The organism is Frigoribacterium sp. AP1 (genome assembly GCF_056680555.1).
The window spans coordinates 806,363-822,484 of record NZ_CM155288.1; the positions used below are offsets into that span (position 1 = coordinate 806,363).

The 16,122-nt window shown below is 73.9% G+C and carries 14 protein-coding genes and 1 pseudogene; 7 read left to right on the plus strand and 8 right to left on the minus strand.

Annotated elements, in window-relative coordinates:
• Window positions 1–99: 99 nt before the first annotated feature.
• Window positions 100–816 (minus strand): annotated as a pseudogene (locus AC1MBW_RS03865) (glycosyltransferase family A protein); the annotation flags it as partial.
• Between AC1MBW_RS03865 and AC1MBW_RS03870 the strand changes: the two are divergent.
• The gene (locus AC1MBW_RS03870; protein WP_480025517.1) at window positions 815–1,954 is read left to right on the plus strand and encodes an ATP-dependent DNA ligase; all 1,140 of its coding nucleotides are present in this window, start codon (window positions 815–817) and stop codon (window positions 1,952–1,954) included. The pseudogene AC1MBW_RS03865 and the gene AC1MBW_RS03870 sit on opposite strands and share 2 nt — an antisense overlap.
• Before the next feature lie 62 nt (window positions 1,955–2,016).
• Here the strand turns inward: AC1MBW_RS03870 and ligD are convergent, their stop codons facing one another.
• Window positions 2,017–3,033 carry a non-homologous end-joining DNA ligase gene (ligD, locus tag AC1MBW_RS03875; protein WP_480025518.1) on the minus strand — a complete coding sequence of 339 codons (1,017 nt, stop codon included), beginning with the start codon at window positions 3,031–3,033 and terminating at the stop codon, window positions 2,017–2,019.
• Window positions 3,034–3,193: 160 nt separating this feature from the next.
• On the opposite strand from ligD, the gene AC1MBW_RS03880 reads away from it, so the two are divergent.
• The gene (locus tag AC1MBW_RS03880; protein WP_480025519.1) at window positions 3,194–5,767 is read left to right on the plus strand and encodes a lamin tail domain-containing protein; all 2,574 of its coding nucleotides are present in this window, start codon (window positions 3,194–3,196) and stop codon (window positions 5,765–5,767) included.
• A gap of 309 nt (window positions 5,768–6,076) precedes the next feature.
• On the opposite strand, the gene AC1MBW_RS03885 is transcribed toward AC1MBW_RS03880, so the two are convergent.
• Both AC1MBW_RS03885 and aztA read right to left on the minus strand, forming a co-directional pair.
• Window positions 6,077–7,132 carry a PhzF family phenazine biosynthesis protein gene (locus AC1MBW_RS03885; protein ID WP_480025520.1) on the minus strand — a complete coding sequence of 352 codons (1,056 nt, stop codon included), beginning with the start codon at window positions 7,130–7,132 and terminating at the stop codon, window positions 6,077–6,079.
• Window positions 7,133–7,279: 147 nt separating this feature from the next.
• A complete protein-coding gene (aztA, locus tag AC1MBW_RS03890; RefSeq protein ID WP_480025521.1) occupies window positions 7,280–7,933 on the minus strand; it encodes a zinc ABC transporter ATP-binding protein AztA in 654 nt (217 codons plus the stop codon).
• A gap of 51 nt (window positions 7,934–7,984) precedes the next feature.
• Here aztA and aztB point away from each other — a divergent pair, with 51 nt between their 5' ends.
• The 5 genes from aztB to AC1MBW_RS03915 all read left to right on the plus strand — a co-directional run bounded on the left by aztB (window position 7,985) and on the right by AC1MBW_RS03915 (window position 13,709).
• Window positions 7,985–8,884, plus strand: a complete 900-nt coding sequence (gene aztB, locus AC1MBW_RS03895) for a zinc ABC transporter permease AztB (protein WP_480025522.1) — start codon at window positions 7,985–7,987, stop codon at window positions 8,882–8,884.
• 57 nt (window positions 8,885–8,941) lie between these two features.
• A complete protein-coding gene (locus AC1MBW_RS03900) occupies window positions 8,942–10,201 on the plus strand; it encodes an ABC transporter (protein ID WP_480025523.1) in 1,260 nt (419 codons plus the stop codon).
• Entirely contained in the window at window positions 10,198–11,172 is a 975-nt protein-coding gene (gene aztC, locus AC1MBW_RS03905; protein WP_480025524.1) for a zinc ABC transporter substrate-binding protein AztC, read from the plus strand. Before AC1MBW_RS03900 ends, aztC begins: the two co-directional genes overlap by 4 nt.
• Window positions 11,173–11,201: 29 nt before the next feature.
• Complete coding sequence (gene aztD / locus AC1MBW_RS03910; protein ID WP_480025525.1) at window positions 11,202–12,422, plus strand: zinc metallochaperone AztD; 1,221 nt, start codon at window positions 11,202–11,204, stop codon at window positions 12,420–12,422.
• A 252-nt stretch (window positions 12,423–12,674) separates the two neighbouring features.
• Window positions 12,675–13,709, plus strand: coding sequence for a helix-turn-helix transcriptional regulator (locus tag AC1MBW_RS03915; RefSeq protein ID WP_480025526.1), 1,035 nt, complete (start codon window positions 12,675–12,677; stop codon window positions 13,707–13,709).
• Window positions 13,710–13,725: 16 nt separating this feature from the next.
• Here AC1MBW_RS03915 and AC1MBW_RS03920 read toward each other — a convergent pair whose 3' ends face one another.
• The 4 genes from AC1MBW_RS03920 to AC1MBW_RS03935 form a co-directional block, all read right to left on the minus strand.
• A complete protein-coding gene (locus tag AC1MBW_RS03920; protein ID WP_054145169.1) occupies window positions 13,726–14,040 on the minus strand; it encodes a DUF7882 family protein in 315 nt (104 codons plus the stop codon).
• A gap of 109 nt (window positions 14,041–14,149) precedes the next feature.
• Window positions 14,150–14,617, minus strand: a complete 468-nt coding sequence (locus tag AC1MBW_RS03925) for a VOC family protein (protein WP_480025527.1) — start codon at window positions 14,615–14,617, stop codon at window positions 14,150–14,152.
• Window positions 14,618–14,699: 82 nt separating this feature from the next.
• Window positions 14,700–14,999, minus strand: a complete 300-nt coding sequence (locus AC1MBW_RS03930) for a DUF1905 domain-containing protein (protein ID WP_071254856.1) — start codon at window positions 14,997–14,999, stop codon at window positions 14,700–14,702.
• A 37-nt stretch (window positions 15,000–15,036) separates the two neighbouring features.
• The gene (locus AC1MBW_RS03935) at window positions 15,037–16,086 is read right to left on the minus strand and encodes a GTP-binding protein (protein ID WP_480025528.1); all 1,050 of its coding nucleotides are present in this window, start codon (window positions 16,084–16,086) and stop codon (window positions 15,037–15,039) included.
• Window positions 16,087–16,122: the final 36 nt, after the last annotated feature.

Sequence of the window (16,122 nt, forward strand, 5' to 3'; positions counted from 1 at the left end):
GTTGCCCGGGTCGAGCGGACGGGCCGAGATGCCCGTCACGACGTCGCGACGGTAGGCGATGCGGCCCCGGCCGGCGAGCTGGCGGTCGCCGAGGTGCAGGGCGAGGTCCATGTCGTCGTGCAGCAGGGTCTCGTGCCGGTGCACCTCGTCGCGCACGTCGAGCCAGGCGGTGCGGCGCATCATCATCGTCGAGCCGAACAGCGGCCAGTGCGCCAGGGCGGCCCCGATCACGAGGTGGTACGCGCCGACGTAGAGGGCCGAGAGCAGGCGTTCGACACCGACGGGCGCGTCGTAGAAGCGGGCGTTCGTGCTGACGGCGAGCACGTCCGGCTCGTCGACGAGGGTGCCGACGAGGTCGGCGACCCAGGTGCGGGGCAGGACGCTGTCGGCGTCGACCCGGCCGATCAGGTCGGCGGGTGCGGGGGTGTCCGCCTCGGAACCCACGCCGGCGGCGGCGTCGTAGCCCGTGCTGGCGGCCGCGGCGATGCCGACCTCGGCCTCGGTGACGACGCGCGCGCCGTGCCGCAGGGCCACCTCGACGGTGTCGTCCGTGCTGCCGTTGTCGACGACGATCACCTCGTCGGGCACGCGCGTCTGCCGCGCGAGCGACCGAAGGCACGCGTCGAGCAGGGCTCCGTCGTCTCGGACGGGGACGACCACACAGACACGCACCCGCCCATCCAACCCGGTCGCGGCTGGTCGCGTCGATCGCCCACACCCCAGGAAGTCGCCGAGACCCCTCGGCGCGCACGGGGGTCTCGGCGGTTTCCCGGGGTCTGGCCGCACGTGCGCCCGGCGAGAGCAGACTCGGCGCATGATCCCGACCGCCGCCGAACCGATCGTCCCGATGCTCGCCAAGGCCGTGGCCGACGTGCCCGAGCCCGACTCCGTCGAGGGCGGGCTCGTCTACGAGCCCAAATGGGACGGGTTCCGCGGCATCGTCTACGCCGAGCGCGCCGCCGCCGCCGCCGACACCGACACCGACACCGACGACCCCGACGCCGCGCCCCCGCTCACGATCGAGATCGGCAGCCGCGGCTCGAAGATGCTGACCAGGTACTTCCCCGAGCTGGTCGAGGCCCTCGCCCGCCTGCTGCCGGGGCCGTGCGTGCTCGACGGCGAGATCGTCGTGCGCACCGGCGAGCCCGGCCACGAACGCCTCGACTGGGAGGCCCTCGGCCAGCGCATCCACCCGGCCGCCTCTCGCGTCGCGAAGCTCAGCGTCGAGACCCCCGCGATGTTCGTCGCGTTCGACCTGCTCGCCCTGGGCGACCGCGACCTGCTCGACACCCCGTTCGCCGAGCGCCGCGCGCTGCTGCTCGACACGGTCGGCACCGACGGCGGTGCCGTCGGCACGGCAGGAGGCGCGGGTCACCCCCTGCACGTCAGCCAGGCCACCGACGACGTCGCGACCGCACGTCGGTGGCTGACCGAGTTCGAGGGTGCCGGGCTCGACGGGGTCGTCGCGAAGCCGACCCGCGCCTCCTACGCTCCGGGCAAGCGGACGATGCTCAAGGTCAAGCACCACCGCACCGCGGACGTCGTGGTGCTCGGTTACCGCGTGCACAAGAGCGGCTCGGGCGTGGGGTCGCTGCTGCTGGGTCTGTACGACGCAGACGGCGAACTGCGCAACGTCGGAGGCGCGTCCGCGTTCTCGGACGCCCGCCGCCTCGAACTCGTCGACGAGTTGGCACCGTTCGTCGACCGCGACGACGACGGCGAGGTGCGGCACGCCGAGACCGAGCGCAGCCGCTTCTCGTCGGGCAAGGACGTGTCGTTCGTCCCGCTGCGTCCTGAGCGCGTGGTCGAGGTGCGGTACGACCAGATGGAGGGCTCCCGGTTCCGCCACACCGTGCAGGTCGAACGGTGGCGCGACGACCGCGAGGCCCGCTCGTGCGGGTTCGACCAGCTCGAGGTGCCGGCGGCGTACGACCTGGGCGAGGTGCTCGCCTAGGCGAGCGTCGGCGAGCGCGACGTGCTCGCGGTGGCGACCCGCGCCTCCTCGGCCCTCGCGCCTCAGTCGGCGGCGGGCTTGCGGGCCCGGCTGGGCTGCACCCGGGGCGGCTCACCCGGCATCTTGGGGAAGTCCGGCGGGAAGGGCAGCTCGCCGAGACCGTCGGCGACGTCGCGCTCCCACCAGGCGAGCAACGTGTCGATGCGTCCGGGCGACTCGTGCATCGACGCCCACGGGTCGCCGTGCGTCTGCAGCCGCTCGGGCACCGTCAGCACGGTGTGCTCGGCGGGGTCGACGCCGGGCAGGTCGTCCCACGTGACCGGCAGGGACACGGAGGCGCGGGGCAGCGCCCGAGGAGACCACGCCCCCGCCATGGTGCGGTCGCGGTTGGCCTGGTTGTAGTCGACGAAGAGGCGGTCGCCGCGCTCCTCCTTCCACCACGCGGTGGTGACGCGGTCGGGGGTGCGGCGCTCGAGCTCCCGGGCAGCCGCGATCACGGCGTGACGCACCTCGAGGAACTCGTGCGTCGGCTCGATCGGCGCGAAGACGTGCAGGCCGCGGTTGCCGCTCGTCTTCACGAATGCGGTGAGGCCCGCCTCGTCGAGCACGGCCCGGAGGTCGAGGGCGGCGGTCACCGCGTCGCCGAAACCCGTGCCCGGCTGGGGGTCGAGGTCGATGCGCAGCTGGTCGGGCAGATCGGGTTGCTCGGCGCGCGACGCCCACGGGTGGAAGACCAGGGTGTTCATCTGGGCGGCCCAGACCGCGGCGGCGGGCTCGTCGACGACGAGCTGGGGGTGCACGCGGCCGCTCGGGTAGGTGACGTCGACCGCTCGCACGTAGTCGGGGGTGCCGCGCGGCGGGTTCTTCGAGAAGTACTGGTCGCCGTCGACGTCGCCGCCGAAGCGCTGCAGCGAGATCGGGCGGTCGCCGTTGGCCGCGACGAAGGGCGTGCCGACCTCGGCCAGGTACCGGGCCAGGTCGAGCTTCGTGACGCCGAGGTCGGGCCAGAGGACGCGCGACGGACTGCTGATGCGGACGTCGCGGTCGCCCATCCGCAGGGTCGTCGCCTCGGATGCCATGCGCGTGACGGTAGTCCTGCCGAGCCCCCGCGGGTCGGGCCGATCCTGCCGGGTCAGGCTGAACCGACCGGATCGGGGCGGCGCCGTTCACGGGGTGTTCACCCGGGCGTCGCTTCCGTCCGGGATGGTTCGGTCCACTCCCGACGAAACGGACACCCGCATGCGCACCCCCCTGCTCCGCCTCGGCGCCCTGACCCTGGCCGGCTCGATCGCCGCCGCCGGGCTCGTGGCCACGAGCGCCCTGCCCGCCCTGGCGGCCGACGCCGACGTCGTCGTCAACGAGATCGACACGACCGACGACTGGGTCGAGCTGCTCAACACCGGCGCCACCCCGACCGACGTCTCGGGTTTCGTGCTGCGTGACAACAACGACACGCGCACGCTCGCCCTGCCCGCGGGCACCGTCCTGGCCGCCGGAGCACGCCTCGTCGTCGACGTGAACGACGACGCCGTCTGGGGTGCCGCCGCCTACGGGCTCGGACGCGCCGACGCCGTCCGCCTCTACGCCGCCGACGGCACGACCCTGCTCGACTCGTACGCCTGGACGGAGTTCCCGACGACGACCTACGGCCGCTGCGCCGACGGCACCGGCGAGTTCACGACGACGGCCGCGGGAACGCGGGGCACCGCCAACGAGTGTGCGACGACACCGGCGCCGACCGACCCGACGGACCCCGACCCGACGACCCCGGCACCGGCTCCGGCCGAACCCGCCACCACCGACGTCGTGATCAACGAGGTCGAGTCGAACGGCGACGACACCGACTGGGTCGAGCTGACGAACGTGGGCACGGCGCCCGTCGACATCTCGGGCTACACCTTCCGCGACGAGGACGACGTCCGCACCCCCTTCACCCTGCCCACCGGTTCGGTCGTGCAGCCCGGCGCCTTCTTCGTGATCGACCAGGCCTCGGGCTCGAACCCGGTCGGCTTCGACTTCGGTCTCGGCCAGCCCGACTCGGCACGCCTGTTCGACACCGCGGGCACGCTCGTGGCGTCGTACGCCTGGACCGTCCACAGCACCGTCAGCTACGGCCGTTGCCCCGACGGCTCCGGCGCACTCACGACGACGACCGCGACCACGAAGGGCGCGGCGAACGACTGCTCGTCGCCCGTGCGCGTGAACGAGGTCGAGAGCCAGGGAGGCGCGCCCGGCGACTGGGTCGAGCTCACCACCGTGGGCACCTCGTCGGTCGACCTCGGCGGCTACGTGCTGACCGACTCCGACCCGACGCACCGCTACGTCGTCCCGGCCGGGACGACCGTCGCCCCCGGCGGGTTCGTCGTCCTCGACGAGCAGACGGCCACCTCGGTCGGCTTCGACTTCGGGCTGGGCGGCGCCGACTCGGTGCGCCTGCTGCTGCCGGACGGCACGACGGCGGCGGACGGCTCGACCGTCGCCGACGAGTACTCGTGGACCTCGCACGCCGCCACCACCTACGGCCGTGGTCCGGACGGCACGGGCGACTTCGCCGTCACGTCGGCAGCCACCAAGGGAACGGCGAACACCTTCGCCGGCGTCACGGTGCCCCTGGCCTGGCCCGGCGGACCCGACGAGGTCCCCCTGGACGACGAGGACACCTTCACGGGCGACCTGAGCGGACTCGACTACGAGCCGACCGGCACCGCGGCCCCCGGCACGCTCTGGGCGGTGCAGAACGGCGACGGCCTGCTCTACCGCGTCGTGTCCGACGGTGCTGGCGGCTGGGCGCCGCAGACGACCGACGGCTGGGCCGCCGGCAAGAAGCTGCTGTACCCGAGCGGCGTCGCGACCGACATCGTGGACGCCGAGGGCGTCACGGTCGCCGACGACTCGTCGGCCGGTGGCGTCTACGTGTCGACCGAGCGCAACAACGCGTCCGGGTCGGTCAGCCGCCCCTCGGTGCTGCGGTACGACACCACGGCGGCAGGCTCGGCCACCGCGCTCGTCGCGAGCGACGAGTGGAACCTCGCCGCGGACTTCCCCGGCCTGGGCGCCAACGCGGGCCTCGAGGGCATCACCTGGGTGCCCGACTCGTGGCTGACCGAGGCGGGGTTCGTCGACGAGGCGACCGGCGCCTCCTACGATCCGGCCACCTACGCCGGCCACGGTGACGGGCTGTTCTTCGTCGGCGTCGAGGGCACCGCGAGGGTCTACGCGTACGCCCTGATGGACGACGGTTCGTTCGAGCGCGTCGCGACGATCGCGACGTCGTTCGCCCTGGTCGCCGACCTGCAGTTCGACGCCGACCTCGACGCGCTCTGGGTCGTCTGCGACGAGGCCTGCTCGGGCCGCACGGCCCTGTTCTCGGTCGACGAGTCGGGGGCGTTCGCCGAGGACGTCGTCTACGAGGCGCCGGCGAACGCCGACCGGGGGTTGGCCAACGAGGGCTTCGCGATCGCCCCGGCGGCGACGAGCGTCGACGGGTTCCGTCAGACGTTCTACGCGGACGACAACGACACGGACGGGTCCTCGCTGCGCGCCGGGACCTTCCCCGGCGTGGCGGCCGAGCCCGGCGCACCCGGTGACCCCGGGACACCCGGTGGGCCCGGTGCGCCCGGCTCGCCCGGCTCTCCCGTCGACCCCGGCGCGGGCGTGACGCCGATCGGTCAGGGTCAGGGCCCGGCGGCGGTCGACGGCCAGCTCGCCTTCACCGGATCGGACGCCCGGTGGGCAGCGGCCGCGGCCCTGCTGCTCGTGCTCGCCGGGGCGGGCACCCTGATCGCCCGTCGCCGTCGCCTCACCCGCGACTGAGGCACGACGCCCCTCGAACCCCGTTCCGAACAATGCACCCGGAAGCTTCCGGGTTCATCGTTCGGAACGGGGTTCGTCGTCGTGCGGGGCCCGGCTGGCTGCGCGGCGAGGGACTCCCCCGCATTCGCTGATCCGGTACGTACCGGATCAGGGAAAGGAGGAGGCCGGCGCCGTTGCGGAAGCGGCGGGACAGACGGTCAGCGGGGCAGACGGTCAGCGCGGCAGCCGGTCAGCGGGGCAGACGGTCAGCGCGGCAGACGGTCAGCGGGGCAGACGGTCAGCGCGGCAGACGGTCAGCGCGGCAGACGGTCAGCGCGGCAGCGGGTCAGCGGGGCGGCGCGGGGGCAGCGGGGTCGCCGTGCCGGTGACCGTGATGCCACCGACGACCGGGACGTCGACCACGAGCAGGCTCGGTCGCCCGACGTGCCGACCCTGCCGCACCACGACGCGAGCAGGAGGCGCGATCAGGTCGAGCGCTCGGAGGTAGCCGCCCAGCGAGGCGGCCGCCGAACCCGTCGCCGGGTCCTCGGTGATGGCGCCGACCGGGAACAGGTTCCGCGCCTCGACCACGGACGAGCCGGACTCGTCGACACCCTGCGCGTGGATCACCGTGATCGTGCCGGCCCAGCCCTGCTCGTCCATCAGGGCCCGCACCGCGAGCGGATCGAAATCGAATTCGTCGAACACCCGCTGCTCGCGGACCGCCACCACGGGGTGCCGGTTGCCCGCGAAGGACTCCCGCACCGGACGCCGCTCGTCGAGGTCGGCGAGCGTGAGACCGAGCAACGCCAGCAGGCGGTCGGCGACGGCCGGGTCCAGGTCGCGCACGACCGGTTCGACACTCGTGAACGACGCCGTCACCGGACCCGCGTCGGCGTCGCCGCCCGCACCGAGGCTCGCATCCGCGTCGGCGCCCGCATCGCTGCCGACACCGGCCCGAGCTCCGCCGCGCGACGTCTCGATCACGACCGGGCCGACCGCCGTGTTTAGCGTGAAGGCTCCGACCCCGCGACGCTCGGCCAGGGCGACGGCGGTGGCGATCGTCGCGTGCCCGCAGAACGGGACCTCGGCACCGGGCGAGAAGTACCGAACGGCCACCCGGCGCTCGTCGCCCGCGACGGCTCCGTCGACCACGAACGCCGTCTCGGCATGGCCCACCTCGGCGGCGATCCGCAGCATGTCGGCGGCCGTCAGGCCCGACGCGTCGAGCACGACACCGGCCGGGTTGCCCCCGCCCGGCCCGTCGGCGAAGGCCGTCAGGTGCAGCACCTCGACGGTCAGGGCGGGGGTCGGGCCGGAAGTCGGGGCGGCCGACGACGAGGGAGCGGCAGGGCTGACGGGAGGCGTGGGTCTGCGGTCGGTCACGACGCCACTGTGCCGCACCGCGCCTCCTCGTCGCCAGCGCCTCGTCGCCGGCGCCACCTCGTGGCGGGCGGCCCGGCAGCCAGGCGGGAGGGCACGACGTGCCGCTCAGCTCTGGACGTGAGCGGCGCGTCGTGACTTCTCGGCGGGTCAGGGGCACACGACGCGACCGGCCTCGAGCCGGACGACGCGGTGCGCCGCGTCGAGCAGCAGGGGATCGTGCGAGACGCCGAGGACGGCCGTGCCCCGGGCCGCCTCGTCGAGCAGCGTGACCCGGATGCGCTCGGCGCTCACCGCGTCGAGCCCGGTCGTGGGTTCGTCGAGCAGCAGCAGGTCGGCCCCACGCGCGAGTCCGTGGGAGAGGAGCACGCGCTGCCGCTGACCACCCGAGAGGGCGGCGAACGGTCGCTGCGCGAGGTCGGCGACGTCCAGGCGGTCGAGCGCCTCGTCGACGGCGGCGCGGGCTCGACGGTCGAGGGGACGCCACCGGCCCACGCGGCCCCAGGCGCCGACCGTCACGACGTCGCGCACGGTGACCGGGAGCCCGTCCGGGATCGACGTGCGCTGCGGGACGAACGCGATCGTCGCGGTCACCGACCGCGTGCCCGACGTCGGCGGCCGGACGCCCGCGACGACCTCGAGCAGCGTCGACTTGCCGGCCCCGTTCGGACCGGCCACCACCGTGACGGCACCGGCGGGCACGTCGAGGTCGACGTCGGCCAGGGCCGTGCGCTCACCGAACGAGACGCCCACTCCCAGGAGGCGCACCAGGGTCGTGGGAGCGGCGGCGGTGGTCGTCGTCATGCGACCACTGTAGTTGATAAGCGTTCTCATTCTCAGCTACGGTCGTGTCTCGTGCCCTTCCTCTCCACCGCCGTCCTCGAGCCGTTCTCGCTCGACTTCGTCCAGCGCGCCCTCGTCGGCGGCGGCCTCGTCGCGATCCTCTGTGGCGTCGTCGGCACCTGGGTCGTCGTGCGCGGCATGGCCTTCCTCGGCGAGGCGCTCGCGCACGGCATGCTGCCCGGCGTCGCCCTCGCGACCGTGCTCGGGGTGCCCGTCCTCGTCGGCGGGGCGCTCAGTGCCGTCGTCATGAGCCTGGGCGTCGCGGCGCTGCAGCGACGCGGTCGCCTGTCGTACGACACGAGCATCGGTCTGCTCTTCGTCGCGATGCTCGCGCTCGGCGTCGTCGTCATCTCGCACTCGGGCAGCTTCGCGACCGACGCCACGTCGATCCTGTTCGGTGACGTCCTCGCGATCACCTCCACGGACCTCGGCCTGCTCGCCGGCGCGACGATCGTCGGCGTCGGCCTCGCCGCCGCCTTCCACCGCCCCCTGCTGGCCCTCGCCCTCGACCCGCGGCTGGCCGCCGTGCTGGGGCTCGGCCCGCGCTCGGCCCAGGCCGTGCTCGTGGGCCTGGTCACGCTCGCCGTCGTCGCCTCGTACCAGGCCGTCGGGTCGCTGCTCGTCGTCGGACTGCTGCTCGCGCCGGCCGTCGCCGCGGGTCACTGGACGACGCGTCTGCCCCCGCGGATGGTCCTCGCCGCCGTGATCGGCGTGCTCGCGGTCGCCGTCGGCTTGCTCGTCTCGTGGCACGCCGCCACGGCCGCCGGCGCCTCGATCGCGGCGACGGCCATCGCCTTCGCCGGCCTCTCGGGCGTGGCCCACGCCGCGGTCGGCCGAGGCCGGACGCGTCGGTCCCGGGCAGCCGCCGGGGGCCTGCCGACCCCCGACCGGGCCGCGGCCGCGGCCCGCTGATCGACCGCACCCCCCACTCGCACCCTGCCCACGCCCACGCCCACCCGGAAGGACCGCATGCGATCCCCCCTCCTCTCCACCTGCCTCGCCGGTGCCCTCGCCCTCGGCCTGACCGCCTGCGCCGCGGGGACTCCGTCGGACGACGTCGACACCGGCGCGGAGGCGACCGCCGACACCACCGGCGAGGGCCACGGTGCCGTCGCCGGCGCCGAAGAACTCGCCGAGCCCCGACTCGGCCTCACCACGATCGACCGGTCGGGCACGGTCGCCCACCTCGACCTGCTCGACGAGAGCGTCGTCGAGCTCGGATCGGTCGGGGCCCCGACCGCCGTGGAGACCGACGGGCGGTACCTCTTCGCTGAGACCTCTCGCGGCCTCGAGATCGTCGACAGCGGGGTCTGGACGTGGGACCACGTGGACCACTTCCACTACTACCGGGCCGACCCGCGCCTCCTCGGCACGGTCGAGGGCGACGGCGCGGCGACCGTCGCGACGACGAACCTGTCGACCTCGGGCTCGACCGGCGTGCACTTCGCCGGCGCGGGCGACGCGGTGCTGCTCGACACCGAGGCCCTGTCGCGGGGCGAGCTCCGCGAACGGTTCCGCCTCGACGGTGAGCCCGGCCCGGGCCTGGTCGTCCCCGTGGGGTCGTACGCCCTGGTGACCGAGGGTCGCGGCGAGGCGACGACGCTCGTCGGGCACACCGCCGACGGCGACGAGACGGGCCTGCGCGAGGCCTGCCCGGACGCCTCCGGCACGATCACGACCCGCGTCGGGGCCGTCGTCGGCTGCTCCGACGGCGCGCTGCTCGCGACCGTCGACGACGACGAACTCGTCGTCGAACACATCCCCTACCCGGTCGGCACGGCCCTGTCGTCGGGAGGCACGGCGGCCCCGGCCACGGCGTTCGACAACCGGGAGGGGCGACCCACCGTGGCCGGGCTCGCCGGCTCCGAGGGCGTCTGGCTGCTCGACACCCGGGCCCGCGCCTGGACGCTGCTGCCGGCCCCGGCCCCGCTGGTCTCGGTGACCGCCGTGGACGACGCCGACCAGCGCCTCCTGGCCCTCGCGCAGGACGGCCGGGTGCTCGTCCTCGACGGCACCACCGGCCAGGTCGTGGCCGAGACCGCGCCGCTCGTCGCGGACTCGCTCGCCGCGGGCCGCACGCCGACGCTCGTCGCCGACCAGCAGCGCGCGTACCTCTCGGCTCCGGTCGAAGGGCGGCTGTACGAGATCGACGCCGCCGACGGCGCCCGGATCGCCCGCAGCTTCGAGACGGCCACCGAGCCGGCCTTCGTCGCGGAGACCGGGCGATGACGGCAGCGTCGACCGCCCGCCACCGGACCGGGCTCGCCACCGCCCGACCCACCATCGCCCGCGTCGCGGCCGCCCGCATCGCCGCCGTGACCGTCGCGGCCGCGCTGGCCCTGACCGGCTGCGCGCCCGCCGGCGACGACCGCCCGGTCGTCTTCGTGTCGACGAACATCCTCGGCGACGTCGTCGACGAGCTCGTCGGCGACCAGGCCGAGGTGGTCACCCTGATGAAGCCGGACGCCGACCCGCACTCGTTCGAGATCTCGGCGCAGCAGGCGGCGCGGATGCGGGCGGCCGACCTCGTCGTCTCGAACGGCCTCGGCCTCGAGGAGGGGCTGCAGCAGCACCTCGACGCGGCGGTCGACACCGGTGTGCCCTCGTTCGTCGCGGCCGACGCGATCGACGTGCTCGACTACCGCGAGGGCGACGCCGCCGGCACCCCCGACCCGCACTTCTGGACCGACCCCGGACGCATGCTCGACGTCGTCGACGCCCTCGAGCCGGCACTCGCCGCGGTCGACGGCGTCGACACCGCGACCCTCACCGCGCGCACCGACGACTACCGGGCCGAGCTCGACCGACTCGACGCCGAGATGACCACGGCCTTCGCCGCGATCCCGGCCGAACGTCGTGCGCTCGTGACGAACCACCACGTGTTCGGCTACCTCGCCGACCGCTTCGACTTCGACGTCGTCGGGGCCGTGATCCCCGGCGGGACGACGCTCGCGGCACCGTCGGCCTCCGACCTCGCCGACCTGGTCGACGCCGTCGAGACGACGGGCGTCCCGACCGTGTTCGCCGAGTCGTCGTCGCCCGACCGGCTCGTGCAGGCCCTGGCGAGCGAGGCGGACGTCCACGTCGACGTCGTCGAGCTGTTCACCGAGTCGCTGACCGCGGCCGACGGCGACGCCCCCGACTACCTGACCATGATGCGCGTCGACACCGAGCGCATCGCCACCGGGCTCTCCCCGTGAGCGCCCGCCCACCAGAAAGAGGAACACCCATGCGCACCACCCACCTGCGACGAACGGGCGGCACGCTGCTCGCCCTCGGCGTCGCCGCGACCCTCGTCGCCTGCTCGACCGGCGGACCCGGCACCGCGACCGACGGCACCGACGCGACCGACGCCTCCTCGTCCGGCCCCCGCCTCGCGGTCTCGTCCGAGGGCCGCGTCACCGTGCTCGACGGCGAGACCCTCGAGACCGTCGGCGAGTTCGACTCCGAGGAGTTCACCCGTCTGAACCCCGCCGGCGACGGCCGTCACGTCATGGTGACGACGAGCGAGGGCTTCCAGGTGCTCGACACCGCGGCGGGCAGCTCGGCCGAGCCCGCCCTGACCGACCTCGTCTTCGACGCCGACACCGCGGGCCACGTCGTCCGACACGGCGGCAAGACGATCCTCTACGCCGACGGCACGAGCGACACGAGCGTGTTCGAGTCCGCCGACCTGACGGCCGCGGTCGCGGACGGCGAACTGCCCGCGGTCGAGACGATCGAGGGCGTCGAGGCGCACCACGGCGTCTCGGTCGTGCTCGAGGACGGCACCTTCCTGACGACGGTCGGCGACTCCGACGGCCGCACGGGCATCGAGGTCCGCGACGCGGACGGCACGGTCGTCGCGCAGAGCGACGAGTGCCCGGGCGTCCACGGCGAGGGCACCGCGGCCGACGAGGCCGTCGTGTTCGGCTGCGAGGACGGCGCGCTGGTCTACCACGACGGCACGATCACCAAGCTCGACTCCCCCTCGCAGCCCTACGGCCGCATGGGCAACGCGTGGGTCAGCGAGACCAGCCCGATCGTCGTCGGCGACCACAAGGACGACCCCGACGCCGAGGGCTACCTGCTGCACGCCGTCACCCTCATCGACACCGCCGCCGACACCCTCGACGTGGTCGACCTGCCCGAGGGCGTCGAGTACACCTTCCGCGGCGTGGCCCGCGGCCCGGGCGACCTCGCGTACCTGATCGGCACCGACGGCGCCGTGCACGTGCTCGACCCCGCCACGAACGAGCTCACGGCCTCGTGGCCCGTCGTCGCCCCCTGGGAGGGCCCGGCCGAGTGGCAGGACGCCCACCCCGCGATCGTCGTCGCGGGTGACGTCGGCTACGTCACCGAGCCGGCCACGAACAGCGTGCACGCGGTCGACCTGACCACGGGCGACGTGCTGTCGTCGCGCGAACTCGACGTGACGCCGAACGAGATCGCGGTGGCCACGGCCGACTGACGCGACCACCCCGGGGACGAGGAGGTGCGGTGCGACGGCACCGCGCCTCCTTCGTCGTCGAGGGCTGCGCGCGGCTCGCGCCCCCGCCGCCCCGTCTTCTGGGGGCACTCCCCGGCCCGTCGCCGTGCCGGGGCGCACCGAAGATCTCCCGAGTCCGACGATTTCGTGACGTTTCGCCCTCGGGCATCGTCCTCATCGTGTGCCGTCCTTCACCGCGGCGGTGAGACAGGACGACGGATCGAGAGGACCACCATGCCGACTTTCTACGCCAGCGAGCCCGATGCCGAGTCGGACCCCGCCGGCGGCGTCACCCCGCACCCCGTCGACCTGACGGGCGGCACCGAGTCGACCTACCGACGCGTCCAGGACGGCGGCACCGACCTGCGCGAGGCGACCCGCCGTCTCGAGACGCACTACCGGGGCCGACGCTTCCGGGCCCAGGCGGGCGACGGCCCGTTCGAGTACGCGTACGTGCTCGCGGGCGACCACCGACTCCTGCTGCAGACCTCGTCGTTCTCCGCCCCCATGCAGGGCGAGATCCCCTTCCCGGGGCAGTACATCGTCGCGTGGAACCGCAGCGGCCGGACCACCCTGCACCAGCGGGGCCACACCTTCACGAGCGAGGGGTCGACGCCGTTCCTGATGCCGGCCGAGGAGGCCTTCTCGTTCGATTCGACCCCGCGGAAGAACGGCATGGTGCAGGTCGGCAGCGCGTTCCTCGAACAGACCGCCGCCGAACGCCACGGCGGACCGTCGCAGCGCATCGTGTTCGACTACGCGGTCACCCCGCGACCCGAGGCGGTCGCGGCCTGGCGCGCCGCCGTCGGGTCGAGCGCGCCGGCCGTCGTGGCCGAGCAGGCCTCGCCGCTGGTGCGGCTCGAGGCCCAGCTCGCCCTCGCCCGGGCCATGCTCGACCTCTTCCCGTGGCGGGCCGTCGACGTGCCGGTCGGGCTCCGGACGCAGGAGGCCGCACGGGTGCGGCACGCGGTCGAGTACATCCACGCCCACGCTGCCGAACCGCTCACCCCGGCCGACATCGCCGAGGCGTCGGGCATGCACACCCGCACCCTGCAGACGTCGATGAAGGAGCACCTCGGCACGTCACCCGCGGCGTACCTGCGCCAGGTGCGGCTCGACCGCGTCCGGGACGACCTGCTGGCGGCGTCGCCGAACGAGACCCGCGTGTCGGACGTCGCACGGCGCTGGGGCTTCGGCAACTTCGGCCGCTTCGCCGGCGCCTACGCCGAGCGCTTCGACGAGTACCCGCGCGACACGCTCGCCCGCTGAGGACCGCGTCGACCGGTCAGGTCGTGGCGACTGGCGACACGGGGGCCAGGGCGGCAGCGTCGAGGTGGCCCCGGCCCTCGTAGCTCGCCGTGACGAGGGATCGCACCACGGACGAGTCGATCGCCCCGACGGGCTCGTCGTACCGGAACGCCAGCGGGATGCCCGGGGCGCACCAGAGGCTCACGCGGCCCGAGCCCTCGTCGGGGCTCAGCCGCCAGGTCAACAGGAAGCCCTCACCGTTGCGCAGCTTGCCCGCCATCGCGCGTTGGACGTGACCGAGCGTCCGATCGTCCATCGAGATCGCCTCGGCGCCGTAGCGCAGTGTGCCCACGCCGCCATCATGAGCCATCCTCGGCATCAGTGCACGACCTGGCAGTGGTCGAGTGGGCAGAAATCGTCCTTCCCGGTCGCACGAAGGACGTTTCCTGCCCACTCGATCGTCAGGCGCCCTGCGGGTCGGCACCCTGCTGCTGGGCGTCCTGCTGCTGGGCGTAGGCCTCGGGGCCGTGCTCTGCGGCGGCCGGTTCCATCCAGCCGAACTCGAGGATGTTGCCGTCCGGGTCGGTCAGCTGGCGCTGGTACATGAAGCCGTGGTCGGTCGCGGGGCGCGCCTCCGTGCCTCCGGCGCCGAGGCCGGCTGCGACCGTCGCGTCGACCTCGTCCCGCGAGTCGAGCATGACGGCCGTAGCGACCGAGGCCGCGGCGGTCGGGTCACCGATGGGCAGGTCGGTGAAGGTCTGGAAGAAGTCGCGCGTGAGGATCATGAACGCGCTGTGGCCCTCGTCCACGACCACACAGGCGGCGTTCTCGTCGGTGAAGAGCGGGTTGACGGTGAACCCGAGCGCCGTGTAGAACGACTTCGCGCGGCCGAGATCGGTCACGGGCAGGTTGACGAAGATCATGGGCACGGGGTTCTCCTTCGAACGGTCCACGGGTGGTGAGCCACACAGTGGACCCGCCCGGGTGCGCCGTCAAGGCCTCCGTGACCGCTCAGAAGTCGAGCAGGCGCAACCTCACGGCGACGGTGTCGCCCACCCCGACGCCCTCGGCGTCGCGCACGGCCCGCTTGACGGGCAGCGCGTAGGCGTTCTCGTCACCGAGGGGGAAGACCGACGTGGCGAACGTCGACGAGCCGACCCGCGCCTCCACCCGGACGGAACCCCAGCCGCGCAGCAGGTCACCGGCCACCATCAGGACCTGGTCCTCGACGTCGGGCGGCAGGCTGACGAACGTGTAGAAGGCCCGCCTGCTCTCCCACCGCCACAGGTCGGCGTCGAACGTGAACTCCATCGCCACCCCTCCTCCCGCCGCGAGCCGTCCCTCGAACCTAGTGCCGGTGCCCCGGCCCGGCCCCCGGCCCGCTCCACACCGGGAACGGGTCGGCGAAGTCGCGCCAGCCGGCGGGGTCGCCCAGCAGCTCGTCATCGGTCAGGAGGCACGTGTCGAGCTCTCGACGGATCGTCGCGACGTCGAGGTCGAGACCGAAGAACGCGATCTGCTGGCCGTGGGGCGAGTCGGGGTGCCACGACGGGCTCGAGGTCGGGTCGAGGCTCAGCATCTGCCCGACGCTCGACCACGAGCCGACGCGGTCGCAGCGCGTCGCGAACTGCGTGAACCCACGGGAGCGCAGCACCGTGCCGACGGCGCCCGGGGCGAAGGTGTGCTCGACCGCGACGGCGAGGCGGCCGGGGTGGAACGGGCGTTCGTCCCGGTAGGTGTACGTCGTGATCACGCCGTCGTGGTCGAGGTCGGGGGTGTGTTCCGAGAGGGCCTGCATCCAGCCGGCGGCGCCACCGAGCTGAGCCGCGCCTCCCGGGCTCTCGAGGGCCTCGCGTCGCACGGCGTCGACGCTCGTCACGCGGCTCTCGGGTGCCAGTCGTGCGAGCAGGCGACGGAGGGTCCGCAGGTCGCCCGGGGCCACGGCGGCCGTGTCTGCCAGGACGATCACGGTCGCGTACTCGACGAGGTCGACGACGTGCTCGGCGGCGAGGAAGCGGTCGTCGACGCCGCCGAGCACGAGGTCCGCCAGGTCGACCGCGCTGACGACCGAGACGACGTGCTGCAGCAGCGAGCGGCCGTCGGGCCGACCCAGGGACGAGTCGAGCAGGGAACCGAGCAGCAGCCCGGCGGCCCGGCTCGGCGTTCCGGCCGCGAGCGGGGCGACGACGTCGATCGGCTGCCGGTCGTGGGCGAGGTCGAGCGCGAGCCGGTGCACCGCGTCCGCGGCGTCGTGCACGTCGGGGCCCGAGGCGACGCGACGGCTCGTCGGCCCGCCCAGCCGATCGGCCACGTGCTCGAGCGCGGACGGGCTCTGCCCCGTCACGAGGACGACTCCTCGGTGTCGGGGGGACGAGGAGGCGCGGGTCACGTCGGTCATGCCCCTACGCTAGGTGATAATGGTTCTCACTAACAA

What these genes read in the sequence shown, in the direction of transcription:
- AC1MBW_RS03870 (WP_480025517.1), top strand. Translation starts at nt 815, where the DNA reads ATGATCCCGACCGCCGCCGAACCGATCGTCCCGATGCTCGCCAAGGCC.
- ligD (WP_480025518.1), bottom strand. Translation starts at nt 3,033, where the DNA reads ATGGCATCCGAGGCGACGACCCTGCGGATGGGCGACCGCGACGTCCGC.
- AC1MBW_RS03880 (WP_480025519.1), top strand. Translation starts at nt 3,194, where the DNA reads ATGCGCACCCCCCTGCTCCGCCTCGGCGCCCTGACCCTGGCCGGCTCG.
- aztA (WP_480025521.1), bottom strand. Translation starts at nt 7,933, where the DNA reads ATGACGACGACCACCGCCGCCGCTCCCACGACCCTGGTGCGCCTCCTG.
- AC1MBW_RS03900 (WP_480025523.1), top strand. Translation starts at nt 8,942, where the DNA reads ATGCGATCCCCCCTCCTCTCCACCTGCCTCGCCGGTGCCCTCGCCCTC.
- aztC (WP_480025524.1), top strand. Translation starts at nt 10,198, where the DNA reads ATGACGGCAGCGTCGACCGCCCGCCACCGGACCGGGCTCGCCACCGCC.
- aztD (WP_480025525.1), top strand. Translation starts at nt 11,202, where the DNA reads ATGCGCACCACCCACCTGCGACGAACGGGCGGCACGCTGCTCGCCCTC.
- AC1MBW_RS03915 (WP_480025526.1), top strand. Translation starts at nt 12,675, where the DNA reads ATGCCGACTTTCTACGCCAGCGAGCCCGATGCCGAGTCGGACCCCGCC.
- AC1MBW_RS03930 (WP_071254856.1), bottom strand. Translation starts at nt 14,999, where the DNA reads ATGGAGTTCACGTTCGACGCCGACCTGTGGCGGTGGGAGAGCAGGCGG.
- AC1MBW_RS03935 (WP_480025528.1), bottom strand. Translation starts at nt 16,086, where the DNA reads ATGACCGACGTGACCCGCGCCTCCTCGTCCCCCCGACACCGAGGAGTC.